This is a genomic window from Tenacibaculum piscium (genome assembly GCF_021390755.1).
GTDB lineage: Bacteria > Bacteroidota > Bacteroidia > Flavobacteriales > Flavobacteriaceae > Polaribacter > Polaribacter piscius.
On record NZ_JAJGWR010000003.1, the window covers coordinates 207,378 to 229,289 of the forward strand.

Consider the following 21,912-nt stretch of genomic DNA (forward strand, 5'->3'; position numbering starts at 1 on the left):
ATTATATTTAAAAAATATCATTAATAAATTATGTAGTATTTTAAACAATAAGATGTTAGCATTTAACATCAAAAAAAACAATAATTGGCCCGCTTTTTGACCTACAACTCCCTTTAAAAATCAGAATTTTAATTTACATGCTTACTAACGCCTGACCGACCAAAAAAACATCCGTTATGAAAAAAGTCACAACACTGTTATTTATGATTACATTTTTCGCTACTACACTAAACGCTCAAGAAAATTACGAAAATCTTTGGGAACAGGTACAGAAATTTGAAAAAGAAAATTTACCAAAATCAGCTTTAAAAGTCGTAGAAACTATTTACGCTAAAGCGGATGTTGCTAAAAATTCGCCACAAATTATTAAAGCACTTTTTTATAAAAGTAAATTTTCGTTGACTTTAGAAGAGGATGCGCAATTAAAAATTATCAATCAATTTAAAATACATATTGATAAAAGCGCTTTTCCTACAAAAAATGTATTGGAAAATATATTGGCAAATTTATATTGGCAATATTTCAATCAAAATAAATGGAAGTTTTATAACAGAACAAAAACAAGTGAAAAAGTTGATACTATCGATTTTAGAACTTGGGATTTAGATACACTTTTTGCCGAAATTCATACACATTATCAAAAATCATTAGAAAACGGATTATTATTACAACAAACCGATATTCGTGAATTTTCTGATATTTTATATATCGTACAAGGTTCAAAAGAATACCGTCCTAGCTTATTTGATTTTTTAGCACATAACGCACTTGATTTTTATAAAACATCAGAAACAAATATTACAAAACCTAGCTATCAATTTAAAATTGATAATTCGGAATTAATAGGAACTGCAAAAAAATTTACGCAACTAAACTTGGTTACAAAAGATGCAACATCGCTTCAATTTAATGCCTTAAAAATTTATCAAGAATTAATTAATTTCCATCTAAAAAACAAAAATTTAAAAGCCTTAGCTACCGTAGATTTAGAGCGTTTAAATTTTGTAAATAGTCATGCTATTTTTAATGATAAACAAGATTTATTTTTACAAACATTAAAATCATCCGAAGAAAAACAGCAAAAAAATGCTACTTCAGGATTGTATAGTCATCAAATTGCAGAAGTTTACAGACAACAAGCAAACAGTTATCGTCCTAATAAAAATGAAGATTTCCGTTTTAAAAATAAAGAAGCTTTAACTATTTGTGATGCTGTAATTTCTAAATTTCCGAAGAGTGTTGCATCAGAAAAATGTAAGGCTTTAAAAGGACAAATAACAAACAAATCACTGTCACTTTTATCAGAAAAATTTAGTCCTATAAATACAGCTTCTCGATTATTAATTACCTACAATAATATTGATAAACTTTATTTTACAGCTTATAAAATTGACAAAAATAAAATAACGGAATTAAACAATCTTTACAAGGAAGAAGAGCGAATCAATTTTATTAAAAAACTAACCAAAGTAACTTCTTGGAATGATAAATTAAGAAATGAATTTGATTACAAACAGCACACCACAGAAGTAATTATTCCGAAACTTACGCAAGATAATTATTTAATTGTAGCTCATGAAAATAGCGTTTTAAATACCGATACTTTATACGCTACCGCAAATATTCAAGTAAGTAATTTAGTGTTAATTGAAAATACTGATAACAATATAACAAAGTATCAGATTGTAAACAGAAACACTGGAAAACCAATTGAAAATGCCCAATTATTATTACAAAATAATGAACGTAGAGGCGAAAAAAAACTACATCAAAAATTAATTACAGATAAAAATGGTTTTGCAACTTATATAAGTAATGATAGATATTATAATGTATCAATAACAGTTACATCGAAAAATGACAGCGCTATTTTTGGCGATTATTATTTATATAAACATGAAAAAAATACGGTAAAAAAGAACAAAGAAAGTATTACAATAAAACCATTTATTTTTACTGATAGAAGTATTTATCGACCTGGGCAAACGGTTTATTTTAAAACGATTTTAATTCAAAAGAAAGGAGAAAAAAACACCTCTTTTTCAGATTCATATATTGAAGTAACCTTAAATGATGTAAACGGACAAAAAGTAAAAACCTTAGATTTAAAACTTAATGAATTTGGTTCGGCATCTGGTGAAATTATATTGCCAAATACAGGTTTAACAGGTGAATATAATTTTTCTATTCGTAAAAGTTCAAAAGAAAAAAACAGTCTTATAAACGGTATTCCTTTTTACTTTGAACGAGAAAATAATATCAACAATATTTTAGTTGAAGAATATAAACGTCCAAAATTTGAAACCGATTTTAAACCCGTTACTCAAACTTTTAAAGTAAATGATATTATTACCGTAAACGGATTTGCAAAAGCTTTTTCTGGTGCAAATGTTACCGATGCTAAAGTGGTATATCGTGTACATAGAAAAGTACAGTATCCGAGTTGGTGGTATTGGCGTGGTGCTAATTCATCGGTAGAAGCTCAAGAAATTACACACGGAGAAAGCATTACAGATGCATCAGGTAATTTTTCAATTCAATTTAAAGCAATTCCTGATGAAAGTGTAAACAAAGAAAGTTTGCCTGTTTTTAACTACGAAATTACCGCAGATATTACCGATGTAAATGGCGAAACACGAAGTACAACAACTATTGTAAATGTTGGATATCATGCTTTATTGGCTTCGTTACAAATTAATTCGACCATAAATAAGGACGATAAAAAGCACGAAAAACAGCACGAAATAACTATTACAACCAATAATTTAAACGGGCAGTTTGCACCTAGCAGAGGAACTGTAAAAATTTACAAGCTTCAAGCTCCTAAAAACCCGTTGCGTAAAAGACCTTGGAATACGCCTGATTATCAAGATATTTCTGAAAATGAATTCAATAAATTATTTCCGCATGATGCCTATTCTAAAGAAGAAGTAAATCAAACTACTTGGAAAAAAGGTGCGCTTGTTTTTGAAGAATCTTTCGATACACAAAAATCAACAGCACTTATTTTAAATCATCTTAAAAATTGGACTTCAGGAGCATATATTGCTATTTTAAATACTACAGATAAATTTAATCAAAAAGTAACAGACAAAGCACATTTTAATATTACGAGTACATCCGAAGAAAAAGTAGCTGATAATCAATTATTTTTTATCAAAACAGATAAAAAGTCTTATAATATTGATGAAACTGTTTGTGTACAAATTGGCTCGGCATCAAAAGATATGACCGTAATTGTTGAAATTGAAAAAGATTATAAAACGATTGACACTAAATTTATTCATCTAAATAATGAGATAAAAAATATTGAAATCCCTGTTCATAAAGATGATGTTAAAGGTTTTGCTATCAAATATTATTTTGTGAATTATAATTCTTTTGATACTGGATTGTTAAATATTTCAGTAGAAAATGAACAAGAAAATATCAGTATTGAAACCAATACTTTTAGAGATAAATTACAACCTGGAACTACCGAAAAATGGAGTTTCACTATTAAAAACGATAAGAAAAACAAAGTAACTGCCGAAGTTTTAGCAAGTATGTACGATGCTTCTTTAGATGAATTTAAATCTCATAATTGGTCATTTAACCCAATAAGAACAGCGACTTATTATTCTCGTGGAAATTCGGCAAGTGCACATCATAGTTTTGGAAACGAACATTTTCGAGTTTTTAATAGATATTATTCGAATAATAGTTATCCGAATCAACAATATGATAAACTAAAATTGTTTGGATTTAGTTTTAATAATAATAATTGGGCAAATAAAAACTATAGAAGAAAAATAGCGCAGCAAAGAATACAAGAAAAAGAAAAAATTGAAACTTCTGGAAAATACTCTGGTGTTATATCGGGTACTATTTCTGATGAATCTGGACCATTACCAGGAGCTAGTATTATAGTAAAAGGAAGTACAGAAGGTACAGAAACTGATTTTGATGGGAATTTTACTATCAAAGCTAAAAAAGGAAGTGTTCTAATTATTAGTTTTGTTGGCATGAAAACTGTTAAAAAAACTATTGGTGATTTTTCAAAAATTAATATCACTATGGTTAGTGATAATAATTCTTTAGATGAAGTTATTGTTACAGCTTTAGGTATTAAAAGAGTTAGCAAAAGTATTAGTGCTTCGCTTTCTGATAGAGCCGATGGAATAGCTATAAACAGCATTGAAGGTGAAGAAGGAGCTCCTCAAGGTTCTGTAAAAAAAGAGTCTTCTAATTCTGAAAAAATAGATTTAAAAGGCATTAAAATTCGTAAAAACTTACAAGAAACTGCTTTCTTTTATCCGCATTTAACTACGGATAAAAAAGGGAACATCTCTTTTAGTTTTACAACTCCTGAGGCATTAACCAAATGGAAATTACAATTATTAGCACACACAAAAGAAGCTTTATCAGCAACTAAAACACTTACAACCATAACTCAAAAAGAGTTAATGATTACACCAAATGCACCACGATTTTTAAGAGAAGGTGACAACATAACATTGAGTGCTAAAATTTCGAATTTATCCGAAGAAAATTTACAAGGAATTTCTCAATTAATTTTAACTGATGCCATTACAGGAAAAGAAATTCAATTATTAGATAACTCAACTAAAAATCAAAGTTTTAGTGTAAATTCAAAAGGAAATACCAGTGTTTCTTGGAACTTGGCTATTCTTGATAATATTCAAGCTGTTCAATATAAAATTGTAGCAAAAGCTGGCAATTTTTCTGATGGAGAACAAAATATGTTACCTGTTTTATCAAATAGAATGTTAGTTACCGAAACCTTGCCGATGTGGGTGCGTTCGAATCAAACAAAAACTTTTACCTTAGATAAATTGAAAAACAATACTTCTACAAGTTTAAAACATCATAAATTAACGTTAGAAATAACTTCAAATCCTGTGTGGTATGCAGTGCAAGCTTTGCCGTATTTAATGGAATATCCGTATGAATGTAGCGAACAAACTTTTGCACGTTATTATGCAAATACCTTGGCAAGTTTTATAGCAAATTCAAATCTGAAGATTCAAGAAGTTTTTAAGCAATGGAAATCGAGCGATGCATTATTATCAAATCTTGAAAAAAATCAAGAGTTAAAATCATTGATAATTCAAGAAACGCCTTGGCTTCGTGATGCACAATCGGAAAACGAACAAAAGAAACGTATTGGGTTATTATTCGATTTGAATAAAATGAAAAACGAGCAAGAAAATGCAATCAATAAACTTCAAAATATGCAAATGAGTAACGGAGGTTTTCCTTGGTTTAAAGGAGGGATTTATCCAAATACTTATATTACGCAGCATATTGCTAGCGGGTTTGGACACTTAAAAAAATTAGGCGTATCTAATTTTGATACTAAAACAACACAAGTTTTAGAAAAAGCAGTTCGTTTTTTAGATGCTGAAATAGCAATTCAATACGATAATTTACTAAAAGAAGCGGCAAGAATAAAAGCCAAAAAAGGACAAACTGCATCAGAAGAATATCTAAAGAAAAATCATTTGAGTTATGCAACTATTCAATATTTATATATGCGTAGTTTTTATCCTGAAATAAATGTTGCTTCTAAAACCAAAACAGCAATTTCATATTATAAAAAGCAATCTGCTACTTTTTGGAAAGATTACAATTTATATGCACAAGGGCAAATATCTTTAATTCAATTTAGAGATAATAGTAAAACTCTTGCCTCTAAAATTTTAAAATCATTAAAAGAAAATAGTATTACTTCGGATGAATTAGGAATGTATTGGAAAAGTAATGTTGCAGGATATTACAGTTATCAAGCACCAATTGAAACGCAATCTTTGTTAATTGAAGCTTTTTCTGAAATTGAAAATGACACAAAAACTGTTGATAACTTAAAAATCTGGTTGCTTAAAAATAAGCAAACAAATCGTTGGAAAACAACAAAAGCAACTACCGAAGCCGTTTACGCCTTACTTTTACAAGGAAGCGACTGGCTTTCAATTACCGATATGGTGGATGTGAAAATTGGAAATAATAAAATTGAAGCATCAAAACTAGAAAATGTAAAAGTAGAAGCTGGTACAGGATATTTTAAAACATCGTGGAATGGTAACGAAATTACACCAAATATGAGCGAAGTTACTATTTCTAAAAAAGGAACAGGTATTGCTTGGGGAGGTGTATATTGGCAGTATTTTGAAGATTTAGATAAAATTACATCGGCAGAAACTCCGTTGAAATTACGTAAAAACCTATTTAAAAAAATAACTTCGGATACTGGTAAAGAACTTATCAAAATAACCGATAAAACAACCTTAAAAGTTGGCGATTTAATTACTGTAAGAATCGAATTACGATGCGATAGAAACATGGAATTTGTACACATGAAAGATATGAGAGCTTCAGGAGTTGAACCAATAAATGTACTTTCGCAATATAAATCACAAGACAATTTATATTATTACGAAGCTACAAAAGACGCTTCAACAAATTTCTTTTTCGACCGTTTACCAAAAGGTGTTTTTGTATTCGAATATGATGTTCGTGTAAATAATGCTGGTAATTTTAGCAACGGAATTACAACTATACAAAATATGTATGCACCAGAATTTAGTAGTCATTCAAAAGGAGAAAGATTAGTTATAAAATAGTTTTTCAAACAAAATAAGCGCTTAAATTCGCTTTTAAAACATCCTATATTAACGTATCTTGTACCCTTATAAAAGGCAATAATTATGCAACAGAATCAACACACAAACATAGCAAACTATATCAACGAAGTTTTAAAAAACATGCCCGAAGATTGGCTGAAATTAACAACACATCGATTAGATATTTATAATGAAAAATTAGCGAAAACACAATTTTTAGAACAGTTTCAAAACTTATACATCAATAATAATTCAGACAATAAAGCACTATATCAACTGCCGACAGCTTACGATTATATTCGTTTAGGACATCCGCTTTCTTGTATTTTAGAATGGAGTATCGCTACAGAAAAACAATTAAAATCAGAAAACATAATTAGTTTTTCGTCTAAAACAATGCCTGTTTTAGCTATCCTAAGAAAAAATTTACTCGAAAATAAAAATACCAAAATTTTTTATATCGAAAAATTACCAAGTAATTTTGATGCTGAAATATTAAAAAATACCTACGGATATCAATTTGAATTACAAAAAATAAGTCAAAAAGAACTTGCTGATTTCTCTAATATTTATAAATCTGAAACCTTTGAAGGTAGCACTATTTTAATCGCTGAAAAAGAAAATATTTGTGATTTTCAACTACTGCCAACTATTGATTTTTGTGTCAATACAAACAACAAATTAGGAAGTATTATCATTATAAATAATAAAATTGAAAATGATAAAATTGATACCAAAATAAAAGAAAATAATCAAGCAGAAATCAACAATTATATTGCTGCTATTCAACACGTAAGACGAAGAGAGTCAATTGCAATGACTCCTGAAAACTCGCTTATCGCATTGCAAAAATTTACAGCAAAAGAAAATAATCAAGAAATAAAAAAAGACGTAAAAAAAGACATAAAAGAAGCAAAAAAAATAGTTTTAGAAACCATTTCAAAAATTACAACATCAAGCACAAAACCCTTAGTTGCCTCTAGCGGATTATCAATGCAATACGCCATTATGATGGGACTTATTGATGATGCACAACAAAATCATCCATCAAAAAAGATTAAATTTATTGTGCCTCCAAATTGTTATGGCGGTACCAACGACCAAGCCAGACGTGTCGCAGATTCTATTGAAAATGTCGCTGTTGTCGATTTATTAGTCGATGGTGATAATGAAATGGTACAAAGTTTAGACCGTATTTTAGCCGAAATCGCTGAACAAGATGCAATTCCGTATATCATTGCCGAAATTCCTACAAACCCAAGAGTTGAAGTACCAAATCTTCAAGATTTAAACAAGGTTTTAAGTACAAAACGTAGCACAAAAACAGGCGAAATGGCAATTGCTCCTGTTTTTATTTTAGATCAAACTTTTTGCCCAAACGTACACTTTTTAGGCGAAAATGATATTCTTTCAAACGTTAACGTAATTTCGTATGTAAGTGGTTCTAAATTTCCTAGTGGAGGAAAATGTACCGCTGGATATTGTGTCGGAAATGCAAAAACGCACGCGTTAATCGAAAAAATTGACACACATTTAACCATTTCTGATAACCAAGCAACGGATTATCAATATGAAATATTAGCAAAACAATTGCCTTCGATGAATCAACGAATCGAAGATGCTTATAAAAATACCCGTGAATTTGTTACCTTTATCAGTGAAAAATTACCAACAGCTAACATAAATTTTGTATCCGAAGAATTAGCTTCTCAAAGTTTTATGCCCTCTGTTTTTTCTTTAGATTTACCAACAAAAGGAAATACGCATCAAGAAAAAGAAAGCTATAAAAGAGCCTTAAATTTAAAATTAATCAATTTAATGATTACTAAAATTCCGCAAGAAAGTAAATTTTGCGTAAGTTATGGGCAATTAAATGGCTGTTATTGGACAATTCCCGCAACATCAACCCAAGGAACAACCAAAGAAGGCGACAAGGATTATATTGTACGAGTTTCAATTTCTCCTACTATGGATGTAGAATTGCACAAAAAAGTGTTTTCAGAATTTGTTGAAATGCTATAAAAATTAATTCTCTATTTTTTGATTATTAAATAGAAAACCTTGCATCAAATTTTATATCAAAAATAAGTTGAAAAATATAAAATAATGATGCAAGGTTTTTTTATGCTCTTAAAAAATTGTTATTTGTAAATAAATATTACAATTTCATATCGGTACTTTCGAAAATTTTATCAGCTGAACCTGCAATAAAACCAGAATATAATTCACCATTTTCCATCGCATGACGGAACGCAAATTCATAATAACAAGACGTGATTTCTTTAGTAACTTCGGTTTCATTTTGTTTAAAAACTACAGGAATTCTATCCGCTAAAATACTTGATTGCTCTAAAAATACCGCTGGAGTTCCTTTAATTTCGCCACCAGAAGTGTTCATTTTAAAGCCATTATCTTTTAAAAACTCGTTCACTTCTTGTAACGATTTAAAAGTAGCTAATTTATTTACATCTACCGTAAAATGATTTGAGCAAAATCCGTTTACATATAACCAAGCTGCGTATTCCGTTTCTGCTTGTAATTTTTCATAAACTTCAAAAGAAGGTTGTTCCCATAAACGACCTTTAAAAACTAATTCGGCAGGGTTTAAATCTTCTTCAGATAATCCATCGATTAAACGTTTAACCGTTGCTTGTAATTCCGAAGAAAACTCTTTTGTTTTTAATTGACTAATAAATACACGTGGCGCGTTTTTATCCGTTGTATGCTCGTAATGTTTTGCGTATAATTTTTTAGCTTCAAAAATATAATCACCACATTCTTGGTAACCAGCTTCTAAAAATGGCGTTGCTAATACTTCAATATTAACACGTTCATCATCAAAAGTTCGAATAGCGATATGATCATTATATACCGTATTTCCTTTTTCTGTTAATAAATTTTTAATTTTTTGTGCAGAAGGAGTACGTTCTGTATACTCTTTCCATAATTTGTCGAATATTTGTACTGCTGTCATAATTATGTAATTTTTACTTCAAAAATAAATCATATTACTTAAAAAGAAGAATTAAAATAGTTAATTTTACCACTTATTATATACTTTTATATTGAATTACACGATTATCAAAATAAAAATAATCAAAATAACATTACCTTAACTAAAATCATCTAAAAAATAGAAAATGAATAATCAATTTGATTATATTGATACACAAATACTTTTAAAACTACGTTCCGATGCTCGAAAAGCATATTCGCAAATAGCCGAAGAATTAAAAGTTTCTAATTCATTAATTCATCAACGGATAAAAAAACTAACTTCGGAAGGCGTTATAAAAAATGCCGAATTTGTTTTAGATGAAAAAATGTTAGGTTACAAAACAAAATCATACACAGGTATCCGTTTACGAGAAGCACGTTTTGCAAAAGACGTTATGAAAGAATTAGAAAAAATTCCCGAAATTACCGAATGTAACTTTGTATCGGGTAATTACGCCATTTTTATTTTAATTTACGCTAGAGATAATGAACATTTACAAAAGGTTTTATACGATAATGTACATTTAATAAATGGTGTAGCAGGTACTGATACTTTTATTTGTTTTGATACTTGTTTTAAAAGAAATATTCCAATTGAATAAAATTGAATACTTGAAAAGATGACAGCGACAATAAAAAAAACACTATTATTAAATTTAGATAAAAGCTTACAAGGTCAATTATTTTTTGATGATTTACACAAAACCTTATACGCTACGGATGCTTCTGTATATCGAAAAATTCCGTTGGCAGTTGCCTATCCGAAAGATGCAGAAGATATAAAATTATTGATTTCTTTTGCTACGGAACATAAAATTACTTTAATTCCTAGAACTGCGGGAACTTCGTTAGCAGGGCAATGTGTTGGCGATGGAATTGTGGTCGATGTTTCGAAACATTTTACCAATATTTTAGCTTTTGATGAAAAAAATAAAACAATTACCGTACAACCTGGAATTATTCGTGATGATTTAAATCGGTTTTTAAAACCCTACGGATTATTTTTTGGCCCGAATACTTCCACTTCTAATCGCTGTATGATTGGTGGAATGGTTGGAAATAATTCATCAGGAAGTACTTCAATTCGCTACGGAGTTACTCGTGATAAAGTAATTGCTATCCAAGGGATTTTATCTGATGGAAGCGATGTTCTTTTTTCAGAAATTACTTCGAAAGAGTTTCATCAGAAAAAAATAGCGAATACTTTAGAAGGAGCTATTTATAAAACTATTTACAATGAACTTTCTCAAGAAGCAATTCAAAAAGAAATTATAAATGAATTTCCAAAGCCAGAAATCCACAGAAGAAATACAGGATATGCTGTTGATGAATTTTTAAAATCTGATTTATTCGGAGGAAATGAAACCACTATAAATCCTGCAAAATTTTTATCAGGAAGTGAAGGTACATTGGTTTTTTCCACAGAAATCACCATACAATTAAACGACTTACCTCCTACTTTTAGTATTATGGTTTGTCCGCATTTTACAAGTATCAACCAAAGTTTAAAAGCTACGGTTACCGCCATGAAACACAAATTGTATGCCTGTGAATTAATGGACAAAGTTATTTTAGATTGTACTAAAAACAACCGAGAACAAGCTAAAAATCGATTCTTTTTACAAGGAGATCCTGAAGCAGTTTTAATGTTAGAAGTTTCTTCGGATACTTTAGAAGATGCAGAAATTCAAGCTAATAAATTAATTGAAGATTTAAAAGCGAATAATTTTGGACATCATTATCCGAAAGTTTATGGCGATGATATAGCAAAAGTACATCACTTACGAAAAGCAGGTTTAGGTTTATTAGGAAATATTGTTGGCGATATGAAAGCCGTTGCGTGTATTGAAGATACCGCCGTTGCTTTAGAGGATTTGCCAGAATATATTGAAGAGTTTACTCAAGTTATGGATAAATATCAGCAAGATGCCGTTTATTATGCGCATGCTGGTGCTGGAGAATTACATTTACGCCCTATTTTAAATCTGAAGAAAAAAGAAGATGTTGTTTTATTCCGAAAAATAACCACAGAAACTGCCGAACTTGTAAAAAAATATAAAGGTTCGTTTAGTGGCGAACATGGAGATGGAATTGTTCGTGCCGAATTTATTCCTTTAATGATTGGCGATAAAAATTATCAATTATTAAGAAGGATAAAAAAAGCGTTTGACCCAAATAATGTTTTTAATCAAGGAAAAATTACAGACGCTTTTCCGATGGATAAAAATTTACGATATGAAATTGACAGAAAAGAACCTGTTATAAAAACATTGCAAGATTTTTCTGAAAGCGAAGGAATTTTAAAATTAGCTGAAAAATGTAATGGCTCGGGAGATTGTAGAAAATCACCAGAAGCAGGCGGAACATTATGCCCAAGTTATAGAGCCACCAGAAACGAAAAAGAAACAACGCGTGCAAGAGCAAATATGTTGCGAGAAGTTTTAACAAATAATACCGCTAAAAATAAATTTGATTCCAAAGAATTGAAGCAAGTTTTAGATTTATGTTTAAGTTGTAAAGCTTGTGCTACGGAATGTCCGAGTAATGTTGATATCGCTTCAATGAAAGCCGAATTTTTATATCAATATCAAGAAACAAACGGTTATTCTTTTAGAAGTACTTTATTTGCGAATAATGCAAAATATAATAAACTAGGAAGTAAAATTCCTGCTCTAACCAATTTTTTAACCAACACTTTATTAGCTAAAAAAATAATGGGTGTTGCTGTAGAACGAACTGTTCCAAAGTTAGCAAAACAACCTTTATCGGCTTGGCTTAAAAATACACCTTCAAATATAAATGACAAAACAGCTAAAAAAACAGTGTATTTATTTAACGATGAATTTACCAATTTTTACGATGCCGAAATTGGTAAAGACACTGTTATTTTATTAGAAAAATTAAGCTACGAAGTTAAAAATATTCTACACGAAGAAAGCGGAAGAAGTCATATTTCTAAAGGTTTTTTAAACGAAGCAAAAATGCTGGCTAATAAAAACATAGCTATTTTTAAAGATTTAATATCTGAAGAAACGCCATTAATAGGAATAGAACCTTCTGCAATTTTAACTTTTAGAGATGAATATATCCGTTTAGCTGATGATAAAATATCTGCTAAAAAAATAGCTAAAAATGTGTTTACTTTTGAAGAATTTTTAGCATCTGAACATCAAAAAGAAAATATAGATACAGCATTATTTACAACAAATACTAAAACACTAAAAATTCATGGACATTGTCATCAAAAAGCATTGTCATCAACTCATGCTAGTTTTTCAATTTTAAATATTCCTGAAAACTATAAAGTTACTATTATGAACACTGGTTGTTGTGGAATGGCTGGTTCTTTTGGGTATGAAAAAGAACATTACAAAGTAAGTATGCAAGTTGGGGAAGATACGTTATTTCCGAAGATTAGAAATTGTTCAAAAGATACCGAAATTGTAGCTGCGGGTACAAGTTGTCGTCATCAAATTTTTGACGGTACAAAACGAATAGCAAAACACCCTGTTACTATTTTAAGAGAAGCTTTGATTTAATTTTAAATCAAAAATAACAAAATAGGAAAATCTAAAAATAACAAAAGCTTTCGATTTATAATCGAAAGCTTTTGTCTAGAATACGTTATCTGTATTTTAAGGTGTTATGGCTGAATTACTTCTTCTTCAGCTAATAAACCAAAAAACTTATCTAAGTTAGGTAAAATAACAATTTTTGTTCTTCTATTTCTAGCTCTGTTTGCACTTGTTTTATTATCTACTAGCGGTAAAGATGAACCTCTACCTGCTGCTATTAATCTGCTTGGATTAATACCATATTTATTTTCTAAAATACGTACTATAGAAGTAGCTCTTTTTACACTTAAATCCCAGTTATCTTTAATTACTTCGTTATGGATTCCTCTTGAATCGGTGTGTCCTTCAATCATAACATCCATACTTGGCTCCGATTTAATAATATCTGCTAATTTTTTAAGCGTACTATAAGCCTTACTATTTACATTATAACTTGCTGTTTTAAACAACATTTTATCTGAAATAGAAATCATCACAACTGTTTTGTCAATATTTACATTAACATCATCAGAATTTTCTAATTGTGCAACATTTATCGATTTATTTAACTGATACGCAACTGCTAAATTCATCGAATCTTTTAATGTTTTTGCATTTGCTAGTTTGGTTGCGTCAACATTCGCTAAAGTTTTACGCATTTTTACTTTCATCGAATTAGACATTACAGTTCCTTCCACCATATCTAATTTTACATCATTTTTTTGTTTTAGATCAGAATTAATTCCTTTTAATGAATTGATTTTAGTGTTATAACGATCTACTCTTTGCTCAATTTTAGCAAATTTAACTTCTAACTGTTGTTTTTCAAAAGCTGTTTTCTGGAGTGCTCCCTGAGTTGCTTTATAGTTTTTTTCTAATTGAACATACTTTTTTTTAGAGACACAAGATGTTCCCATTATAACGACTGCTACTAAAATGAAAATTTTTTTCATTACTTTTATATTTATTGGTTAGATACTAATAAACTTAACTTTTGATGGTTTAGTATAACAAATATTACTTTATTTTAAAAACACCTCAGCCATCATACAGCGGGCACTTCCACCACCACAGGTTTCAATAGTTTCTAGTGATGAATGAATAATTTTGGTATGTTTATTTATCTCTTGTAATTGATTATTTGTCAAAGAATTATAAGCAGATGAACTCATAATTAAAAAGCGTTCTTCATTTTTCCCTTTTACTTGTAGCATATTTCCTGCAAATTGCACTACTTGTTCTTCCGTTATTCCAATTACCTGTTTTCCGCTCGATTTTAAGTGTTTTACAACCGATTTTTTTTCTTTTTTATCATCAATAGACGCTAAACAAAGAATGGCAAAAGTTTCAGCAACGCACATCATTACGTTGGTATGATAAATCGCTGCAATTTCTCCGTTTACAGTTTGATTTGCTGTAAAAATTACGGGCGTATATTCAAAATCTTCACAAAATTCAATAAATAATTCTTCGTCAGCTCTTGGCGATAAAGCACAATATGCTTTTCTATTAGCACGATCTAAAACCATACTTCCCGTACCTTCTAAAAAAATTCCTTCTTTTTCGGCATCAGAATAATCAACAATACTATTTATTTTAAACCCTTTTTCTTCTAAAAGATCCAATATATCTTCTCGTTTTTCTAAACGTCTATTTTCGGCAAACATCGGATACATTGCGACATCGCCATTTTCATGAAAAGAAATCCAATTATTAGGAAATAATGCGTCAGGAGTATCTGTTGTTTTGGTATCTTCAACAACAATAACCTCAACACCAACAGCTTTTAATTTGAGTACAAAAGCATCAAATTCTTGTTGTGCTTTTGCGTTAATTGTGGCAGGTAACATATTTTTTAATTCTTGCTGATAAAAATTATTTACAGCGGTTTGCTCGTTCATTCTGAAACTCGCAGGGCGAATCATTAAAATAGTATTGGTCGTTTGTTGCATGCGCTTAAAAGTATTAAATTTAAAATGTACTTGTATAAAATTTATTTATTTCTGATGATATCGGCTAAATAATTAGCATCTTTTGATACGCCTCCTAAAGTTGCAGAACCACGCGTAAACATCCACGGTAATCCTATAAAATATAAGCCATCAATAGTACTTACGCCTCTATAATTTTTAGGATAACCATCTTTATCTAATTCTAGGCTTTCAATCCATGAAAAATTAGGGCGATATCCTGTTGCCCAAACAATATTTTTGATACTAGAAATCGTTTCTTTTTCAAAAGTAATATCAGTATTTGATGCTGTTTTTGTTCGTCCTACGGCAATTACATTTTTTCTTGAAAGTATTTCTTTCACATTCGTTCCGATAACAGGTTGTATTGATGAATTTATTTTTTTACCAATCCAGCTATATTTGCTGTAACTTAAAAACCCGATAAGTGTAAACCACCACCAAAGTGTTTTTCCTAGAAATTGTTGTGGTAATGATTTTACGTTGGTATTTCCTGAAAAATAAACGGTTCTTGTTCCATCTTTAGAAATTTCATCTAAAATTTGATAGCCAGAATCTCCTGCTCCAACAACTAACGCATCTCCTTTTTGTAACTGATTTTTACTTTTATAAAAGTTACTATGCATTTGCAAAACGCTTTCAGAAATTTTGGTATGACAAGGCGGTGTATATGGAATATGGAAAGGTCCTGTGGCAACGATTACATTTTCGGTTTGAATTTCGCCATCTTTATAGATTACGCAAAAACCTGTTTCATTTTTTTTCACCGATGTTACTAAGGTATCTAATTGTATCGGGATTTTAAATTCAGTAACATACTTTTTGAAATAATTACTAACCTCAATTTTCGTTGGATAATGTCCTTTTGGAGCGTCAAATTTTAAACCTGGTAAATGATTATATTCTGTTGGTGTAAATAATTTTAAGGAATCCCATCTGTTTAACCAAGAAGCGCCAATTTCTTTTTCTCCATCTAAAACGATAAATTTTTTATCTAGTTTTTTTAAATGATACGCCATTGATAATCCAGCTTGAGCACCTCCAATTATTACATAATCCAACATTGATTTTCTTATTTATAGTTTATCTTTCAAAGATAGGAAAAATAAGAGGCATCAATTTCCGACATTTAAAACAGATTATCAGTATTTCGGCTATTATTTTATAGTATTATTATTTTTTACTGATATTTTAAAGTAAACTCATAAATATAGGCGTGATTTTAACTAAAAACAAGAAAAATAACAAGGGGGTTTTAATCCCTTGCTTTTACGTTTAATTTTAGCTAAAAATTTCGTTTAATAATTTTGCTAAACGCAATCCGCCTTTTTGTAATTGTTCTCTAACGACAGGAAAATAATCATACGAATAACGATAGCTTAATTTATCGCCTTTTTCTGCTGATGCATATATTTTTTTGGTCAATGTATGCGTATCTTTCATCCAATCGATTACATTTCCTTTTTGAAGATTTTTAATTTGATTTTTTGATAAATCTTTGGCGTTATTGGCTAATTCCATGTAGCTCATATCCCATTTATTGATTAAATCTTCATCCCAAACTCGGTGTAAATTAGATCCTTTTCCATGCCATTGTACTTGTATTGCATTTCCTCCTTTATCTTCTTTTTGTCCAATGTGCATTGGTTGATGTAAATCGCCAACTAAATGGACTAACATTTTCAAATAAAAACGTTTATCTTCGATTGAACTTTCTTTTGATTGTAAGATTTCAATACATTCTTTAATTCCAGTAATTAAATCGCCTTTCGGATTTTTTTTCACTTCATTATAGTTTCCATCTAAGGGCATATTTACGTAATGCCATGCGTAAAATTTCCCATATTTTTTTCTATCTGATTTTATTTCATCGCCAAAAGTAGCTACGAATGCTAGACTTTCGCCTTGCAATAGTTTATCAATTTGTCGTTTTGCTTTTTTGGTTAAATTATTTTGAGCAATTTCTCCTGTAGCTCTGTGTCCTGTTGGTCCCCAGAAATCTTCTCCAAAATGTTCATTGTTTGCAATTGCCGATACACTTATTAAAAAAGCAGAAAACAATACTAATATTTTCATAAATAAATTACGTTTAAATTTTCGCAAAAATATACATTTATTTCTTCGGATATTTTAACTTATTGTTATTTAAACTTTATTATTATTTCTTTTTTAATGAAAAAACATTTGGTTTGTATTACAAACTATATTATTTTTGAGAAGTAGTTTATAACTTTTTAATTAATTTATTATGAAAAATCAAAATCAACTTAATCCAACTGAAAGTTTACAAATAATTTCTGAAGCTATTCATCAAACAAAGGAGAATATTAAAGAACAAAGTTTTTATTACATAATGTGGGGCTGGATTATTGCAATTGCTTCTTTTACGCACTATTTATTATTAGCTTTCACTAATTTGAAACAATCTCATTTAGTTTGGTCAATACTAATACCTTTAGGCTGGATTCTCAGCATAATTTATACTATAAAAAAAGAGAAAAAATTAAAATATGAAACCTATTTAGATACATTTTTAAAAAATTTATGGATAGTAATAGGAGTCTCATTTTTTATTATAAAATTTATTTCCTTTTCTTTAAAAGTAAATCCAACAGCCTTTCTTCTTTTATTAACAGGAATTGGTACACTTATATCAGGATTAACAATGAAATTTAAACCACTCGCTATTGGTGGAGTTTTACTCTTTATTTTTTCAATAATTTCATTATATGTTAATAATTCTGAAACATTATTAGTAAATGGAATTGCTATTATAATTGGCTTTTTAATTCCTGCTTACTTGCTTAAAAATTTAAATAATTCTAACTAATTTTTAAATCATTTTTAAATTATGTATGATAATTTAGATTCAATATTAAATCAACAAATAAGATTAGCCGTTGTTTCAATATTAATTAAAGTTAAAAAAGCTGATTTCAAATATCTTAAAGAACAAACACAAACAACACAAGGAAATTTAAGTCATCAATTGAAAAAACTCAAAGAAGCTGAATATATAAATATCACAAAAACCTTTGAAAAAAACTATCCTAAAACTTATTGTAGCTTAACTTCAAAAGGAAAAAAAGCATTTGAAGAATACGTTAAGCAAATGAAAAAATATTTAAACTTGAATTAAATGGAAATATTTAAAGAAATAATTAGTTGGACTCATATAATATCTGCAACGCTATCCCTAATTTTTGGTGTAGTTGTATTATTTGGAAAAAAAGGAGATATAAAACATAGAAAAATAGGACTTTATTATTTCTATGCTATGCTAATAAATAATCTAACAGCACTAGTTATTCTAAATGCTATCGGAAAATGGTTTTTCCCTCATTGGCTCGCCGTTGCTTGTTTAATTGTAATTATTCCTGGAATATTAGCTATAAAACTAAAATGGACTAAACATTGGCTTAAAATTCATATAATTTGTTTAGTAATCAGTTATTATCTTTTAATTGGAGGAGCAATAAACGAAGCCTTTCTTCATATTGAAAGTTTGAGACCACATATAATTAATAATGACCCAATCGTTAGAATTACTCATATAATTGCACAGTTAGTATTTATTGGTTTACTAATTTATTATTTGAGAAAATACAAGGAAAATTAAATAGAAATAAGACTCAAAAATAAAAGCTAGTAATAAAACTTCGGTTTTTTTATGCTATAATTTTGATACTTTAGCAGAAAATTAGATATTAATGACAGCACCAACAATTACAAACGATGCCATTGTTTTCGGAATTTTAATGATTTCTTTAGGCTTTGTATTTTATACGGAATCAAAAACTACGGGTTTTTGGCATAAATTTTATAAAATAGTTCCAGGATTATTCATGGCATATTTTATACCTGCACTTTTCACCACTTTTGGCGTTATTTCTCCCGAATGGGAAACAATAAATTCGGTAGGAGAATTAGTGAAAGGAAAATCGCAATTATATTATGTAGCGAGTCGATTTTTATTACCCGCCGCATTGGTTTTAATGACCATAAGTATCGATTTGAAAGCCATATTTAACTTAGGCTCAAAAGCCTTAATTATGTTTTTTACAGGAACTGTCGGAATTATTATCGGAGGACCAATTGCTATTTTATTAATTTCGATATTTTCACCAGACACCGTTGGCGGTGCTGGTTTTGATGCCGTTTGGCGAGGACTCTCAACCCTTGCGGGAAGTTGGATTGGCGGAGGTGCAAATCAAACAGCAATGTTAGAGATTTATCAATATAATCCTCAAAAATACGGCGGAATGGTATTTGTTGATATTGTGGTTGCCAATATTTGGATGGCTATTTTATTAATCGGAATTGGTAAAAAAGATAAAATAAATAAGTGGTTAAAAGCCGATACTACTGCTATCGAAGAGTTAAAAGAAACGATGTCGAGTTTTGCAAAAGGCGTAGAAAGAAATCCTAGTTTAACTGATTTTATGTTGATGTTGGCTATCGGATTTGGTACGGTTGGTTTTGGACATTTTGCATCAGGATATTTAAGTACTTTTTTTAGCGATGTAGTTTCAAGTATTGAATCACAAAGTTGGCGTAATATTTTTTCATTTTTAGGCTCAAGTTTCTTTTGGTTGATTAGTATTTCTACAATTATCGCCATTGGATTATCGTTTACAAAAGCCAAGAATTATGAAGGTGCGGGTGCGAGTAAACTCGGAAGTATTTTCATTTATATTTTAGTGGCGACTATCGGAATGAAAATGGATTTAACCATGATTTTTGATAATGTTGGTTTAATTGCCATCGGTATTGTTTGGATGAGCATTCACGCAGGATTGTTAATATTTGTAGCAAAATTAATAAAAGCACCGTATTTCTTTTTAGCCGTTGGAAGCCAAGCAAATGTTGGTGGTGCCGCCTCTGCCCCGATTATTGCACAAGCTTTTCACCCGTCATTAGCGTCTGTGGGCGTTTTATTGGCAGTCTTCGGATACGCCATCGGAACAGTCGGAGCGATCATCTGTACAATTTTAATGGAATTATCGGCTACTTTATAAGAGAATTTCAGCATATTTGCAACTCAAAAATTATACTCATTATGAAAAAAATTATCGCACTTTTAGCGTTTTCTATACTGGCTTTTGCTTGTTCTTCTAAAAAAGAAGGAAACATGATTGTAAAAGGTCAAATTAAAGGATTGAAAAAAGGAACGTTATATCTTCAGAAAATGAAAGATACCAACTTAATTTCTGTCGATTCAATGGCTTTATTAGGAAATGATACCTTTATTTTATCTGATAATGTGAGCTCTCCTGTTATGTATTATTTAACTTTTGATGGAAATACCAAAGACAAACATCTTATGTTTTTTGGTGAACAAGGAGAAATCACGATTAACGATAACTTAGAGGAATTTGGTTTTAATCCAGAGATAAAAGGCTCTAAAAATCAAGATATACTTCAAGAATTTCGACAAATCGATAACAAATTTAAAGACCAACGTTTAGATTTTATCAAAAGAGATTTTGAAGCACGTCAGGCAAAAAACGATACACTTGTAAAAAAATTAGAAACCGATTATAAAAAAATGATGCGTCGTCGTTTTTTATTTTCAACAAACTTTGCCATCGCTCATGCCGATAACGAAGTCGCTCCTTATATCGCTTTATCAGAATTATTTGATGCTAATTTAGTCTTATTAGATACCATTAATAATAGCCTTTCAGACAATGTTAAAAGTTCTGATTATGGAAAACGTTTACAGAAATTTATCACCGAAATTAAAGCTAAAAAGTAATTTCAAATTAAAATTTTAAATACTAAAAACTCGATACCAATTATGATATCGAGTTTTTTTAGTGCTTCAATTTATAAAATTAGTAGAATTATAAATTATTCGATTTTAAAAGAAATAATCGGTAATTTACTATGATTTGCAATATCTTCAGAAATACTTCCTTCAAAGAAATGAGAAATTCCTTTGCGTCCATGCGTTGCCACGGCGATAATATCGGCATTACTTTTATCAGCATAATACAACACGCCACTCTCTACGGTGTATTCCGAAATAATTTTTACATTTTTCAGATTTGAAGCATCTTCTCCTGCTTTTTCAAAGAAATCTAGCATACTTTGTTCAATCTGTTGACTACTTTTAAAACTAATTGTTGGCGTACTTACATATAATAATTCTAATTCACAATCTAGTTTTTCAAAGAAGTTTTTAGCTTTCAAATACGAGGCTACATCATCAGTTGAAAATTCACAAGCAAATACCGCTTTTTGTAATTGTGAAGTAATTGGCGCGTCTTTTACCACTAAAACAGGCGTCGTTGCATATCGGATTACCTTTTCGGTATTCGAACCGATAAACATCTCTTCAATACCGCTTGTCCCTTTAGAACCGATAACAATTAAATCGACCTCTTCACGCTTTGCCAAGGCATCTAATTCTGTGAAAATTTTAAAATGTTTAATAATTGGTGTTACTTTAATGCCTGATAAATAGTCTTTTTCTAAAAATTCGTTAAACTTTTTTTTCGCCAATTCTAATAGAAAAACCGATTCTAATTGCGTAAAATTTGCCGATTGATTCATCATCGCATGTGAGAGTTCTAACATATGAACTACGATAATTTCTGAATTATTTTTTTTAGCTAAAGAAGCGGCTGTTTTTAGCGCATTTTCTGAATATACTGAAAAATCAACAGGAACAATTATTTTTTTCATCATGATATTTATTTAGGTTTTAGTACTCACTAAAGTTACTAAATATTATTGACAAAAAACCTGATTTACAGCATCTAA

At 29.7% G+C, this 21,912-nt stretch carries 15 protein-coding genes; 9 read left to right on the top strand and 6 right to left on the bottom strand.

Annotation, left to right across the window (positions count from 1 at the left end; all coding sequences use genetic code 11):
- The first annotated feature begins 176 nt into the window (after positions 1–176).
- Both L0U72_RS07195 and L0U72_RS07200 read left to right on the top strand, forming a co-directional pair.
- Positions 177–6,623, top strand: coding sequence for an alpha-2-macroglobulin family protein (locus tag L0U72_RS07195; protein ID WP_233898765.1), 6,447 nt, complete (start codon positions 177–179; stop codon positions 6,621–6,623).
- Positions 6,624–6,707: 84 nt separating this feature from the next.
- Entirely contained in the window at positions 6,708–8,645 is a 1,938-nt protein-coding gene (locus L0U72_RS07200; protein WP_233898766.1) for a PLP-dependent aminotransferase family protein, read from the top strand.
- Positions 8,646–8,781: 136 nt separating this feature from the next.
- On the opposite strand, the gene L0U72_RS07205 is transcribed toward L0U72_RS07200, so the two are convergent.
- Entirely contained in the window at positions 8,782–9,597 is an 816-nt protein-coding gene (locus L0U72_RS07205; protein WP_233898767.1) for a DUF1338 domain-containing protein, read from the bottom strand.
- A gap of 166 nt (positions 9,598–9,763) precedes the next feature.
- On the opposite strand from L0U72_RS07205, the gene L0U72_RS07210 reads away from it, so the two are divergent.
- Together L0U72_RS07210 and L0U72_RS07215 are read left to right on the top strand one after the other, a co-directional pair.
- Positions 9,764–10,222, top strand: a complete 459-nt coding sequence (locus L0U72_RS07210; protein ID WP_233883574.1) for an Lrp/AsnC family transcriptional regulator — start codon at positions 9,764–9,766, stop codon at positions 10,220–10,222.
- 18 nt (positions 10,223–10,240) lie between these two features.
- The gene (locus L0U72_RS07215) at positions 10,241–13,159 is read left to right on the top strand and encodes an FAD-binding and (Fe-S)-binding domain-containing protein (RefSeq protein ID WP_233898768.1); all 2,919 of its coding nucleotides are present in this window, start codon (positions 10,241–10,243) and stop codon (positions 13,157–13,159) included.
- 104 nt (positions 13,160–13,263) lie between these two features.
- On the opposite strand, the gene L0U72_RS07220 is transcribed toward L0U72_RS07215, so the two are convergent.
- From L0U72_RS07220 to L0U72_RS07235, 4 genes are all read right to left on the bottom strand, one after another.
- Positions 13,264–14,127, bottom strand: coding sequence for an OmpA/MotB family protein (locus L0U72_RS07220; protein WP_233898769.1), 864 nt, complete (start codon positions 14,125–14,127; stop codon positions 13,264–13,266).
- Between the two features lie 69 nt (positions 14,128–14,196).
- Positions 14,197–15,126 (bottom strand): citrulline utilization hydrolase CtlX, encoded by a 930-nt coding sequence (gene ctlX, locus L0U72_RS07225; protein WP_233898770.1) that lies wholly within the window; start codon positions 15,124–15,126, stop codon positions 14,197–14,199.
- 41 nt (positions 15,127–15,167) lie between these two features.
- Positions 15,168–16,208, bottom strand: coding sequence for a flavin-containing monooxygenase (locus L0U72_RS07230; protein WP_101916683.1), 1,041 nt, complete (start codon positions 16,206–16,208; stop codon positions 15,168–15,170).
- A gap of 217 nt (positions 16,209–16,425) precedes the next feature.
- Positions 16,426–17,220 (bottom strand): S1/P1 nuclease, encoded by a 795-nt coding sequence (locus L0U72_RS07235; protein ID WP_193706360.1) that lies wholly within the window; start codon positions 17,218–17,220, stop codon positions 16,426–16,428.
- 172 nt (positions 17,221–17,392) lie between these two features.
- Between L0U72_RS07235 and L0U72_RS07240 the strand changes: the two genes are divergently transcribed.
- The 5 genes from L0U72_RS07240 (at position 17,393) to L0U72_RS07260 (ending at position 20,902) form a co-directional block, all read left to right on the top strand.
- A complete protein-coding gene (locus L0U72_RS07240; protein ID WP_233898771.1) occupies positions 17,393–17,974 on the top strand; it encodes a hypothetical protein in 582 nt (193 codons plus the stop codon).
- Positions 17,975–17,995: 21 nt separating this feature from the next.
- A complete protein-coding gene (locus L0U72_RS07245; RefSeq protein ID WP_101916686.1) occupies positions 17,996–18,283 on the top strand; it encodes a winged helix-turn-helix domain-containing protein in 288 nt (95 codons plus the stop codon).
- Positions 18,284–18,763, top strand: coding sequence for a DUF2306 domain-containing protein (locus L0U72_RS07250; RefSeq protein WP_233898772.1), 480 nt, complete (start codon positions 18,284–18,286; stop codon positions 18,761–18,763).
- Positions 18,764–18,854: 91 nt separating this feature from the next.
- Positions 18,855–20,162: a DUF819 family protein gene (locus L0U72_RS07255; protein ID WP_233898773.1), complete on the top strand. Its 1,308-nt coding sequence runs from the start codon at positions 18,855–18,857 to the stop codon at positions 20,160–20,162.
- A gap of 41 nt (positions 20,163–20,203) precedes the next feature.
- Positions 20,204–20,902 (top strand): DUF4369 domain-containing protein, encoded by a 699-nt coding sequence (locus tag L0U72_RS07260; protein ID WP_101916689.1) that lies wholly within the window; start codon positions 20,204–20,206, stop codon positions 20,900–20,902.
- A 95-nt stretch (positions 20,903–20,997) separates the two neighbouring features.
- On the opposite strand, the gene L0U72_RS07265 is transcribed toward L0U72_RS07260, so the two are convergent.
- Positions 20,998–21,837, bottom strand: coding sequence for a universal stress protein (locus tag L0U72_RS07265; protein WP_317170474.1), 840 nt, complete (start codon positions 21,835–21,837; stop codon positions 20,998–21,000).
- Between the last annotated feature and the right edge of the window lie 75 nt (positions 21,838–21,912).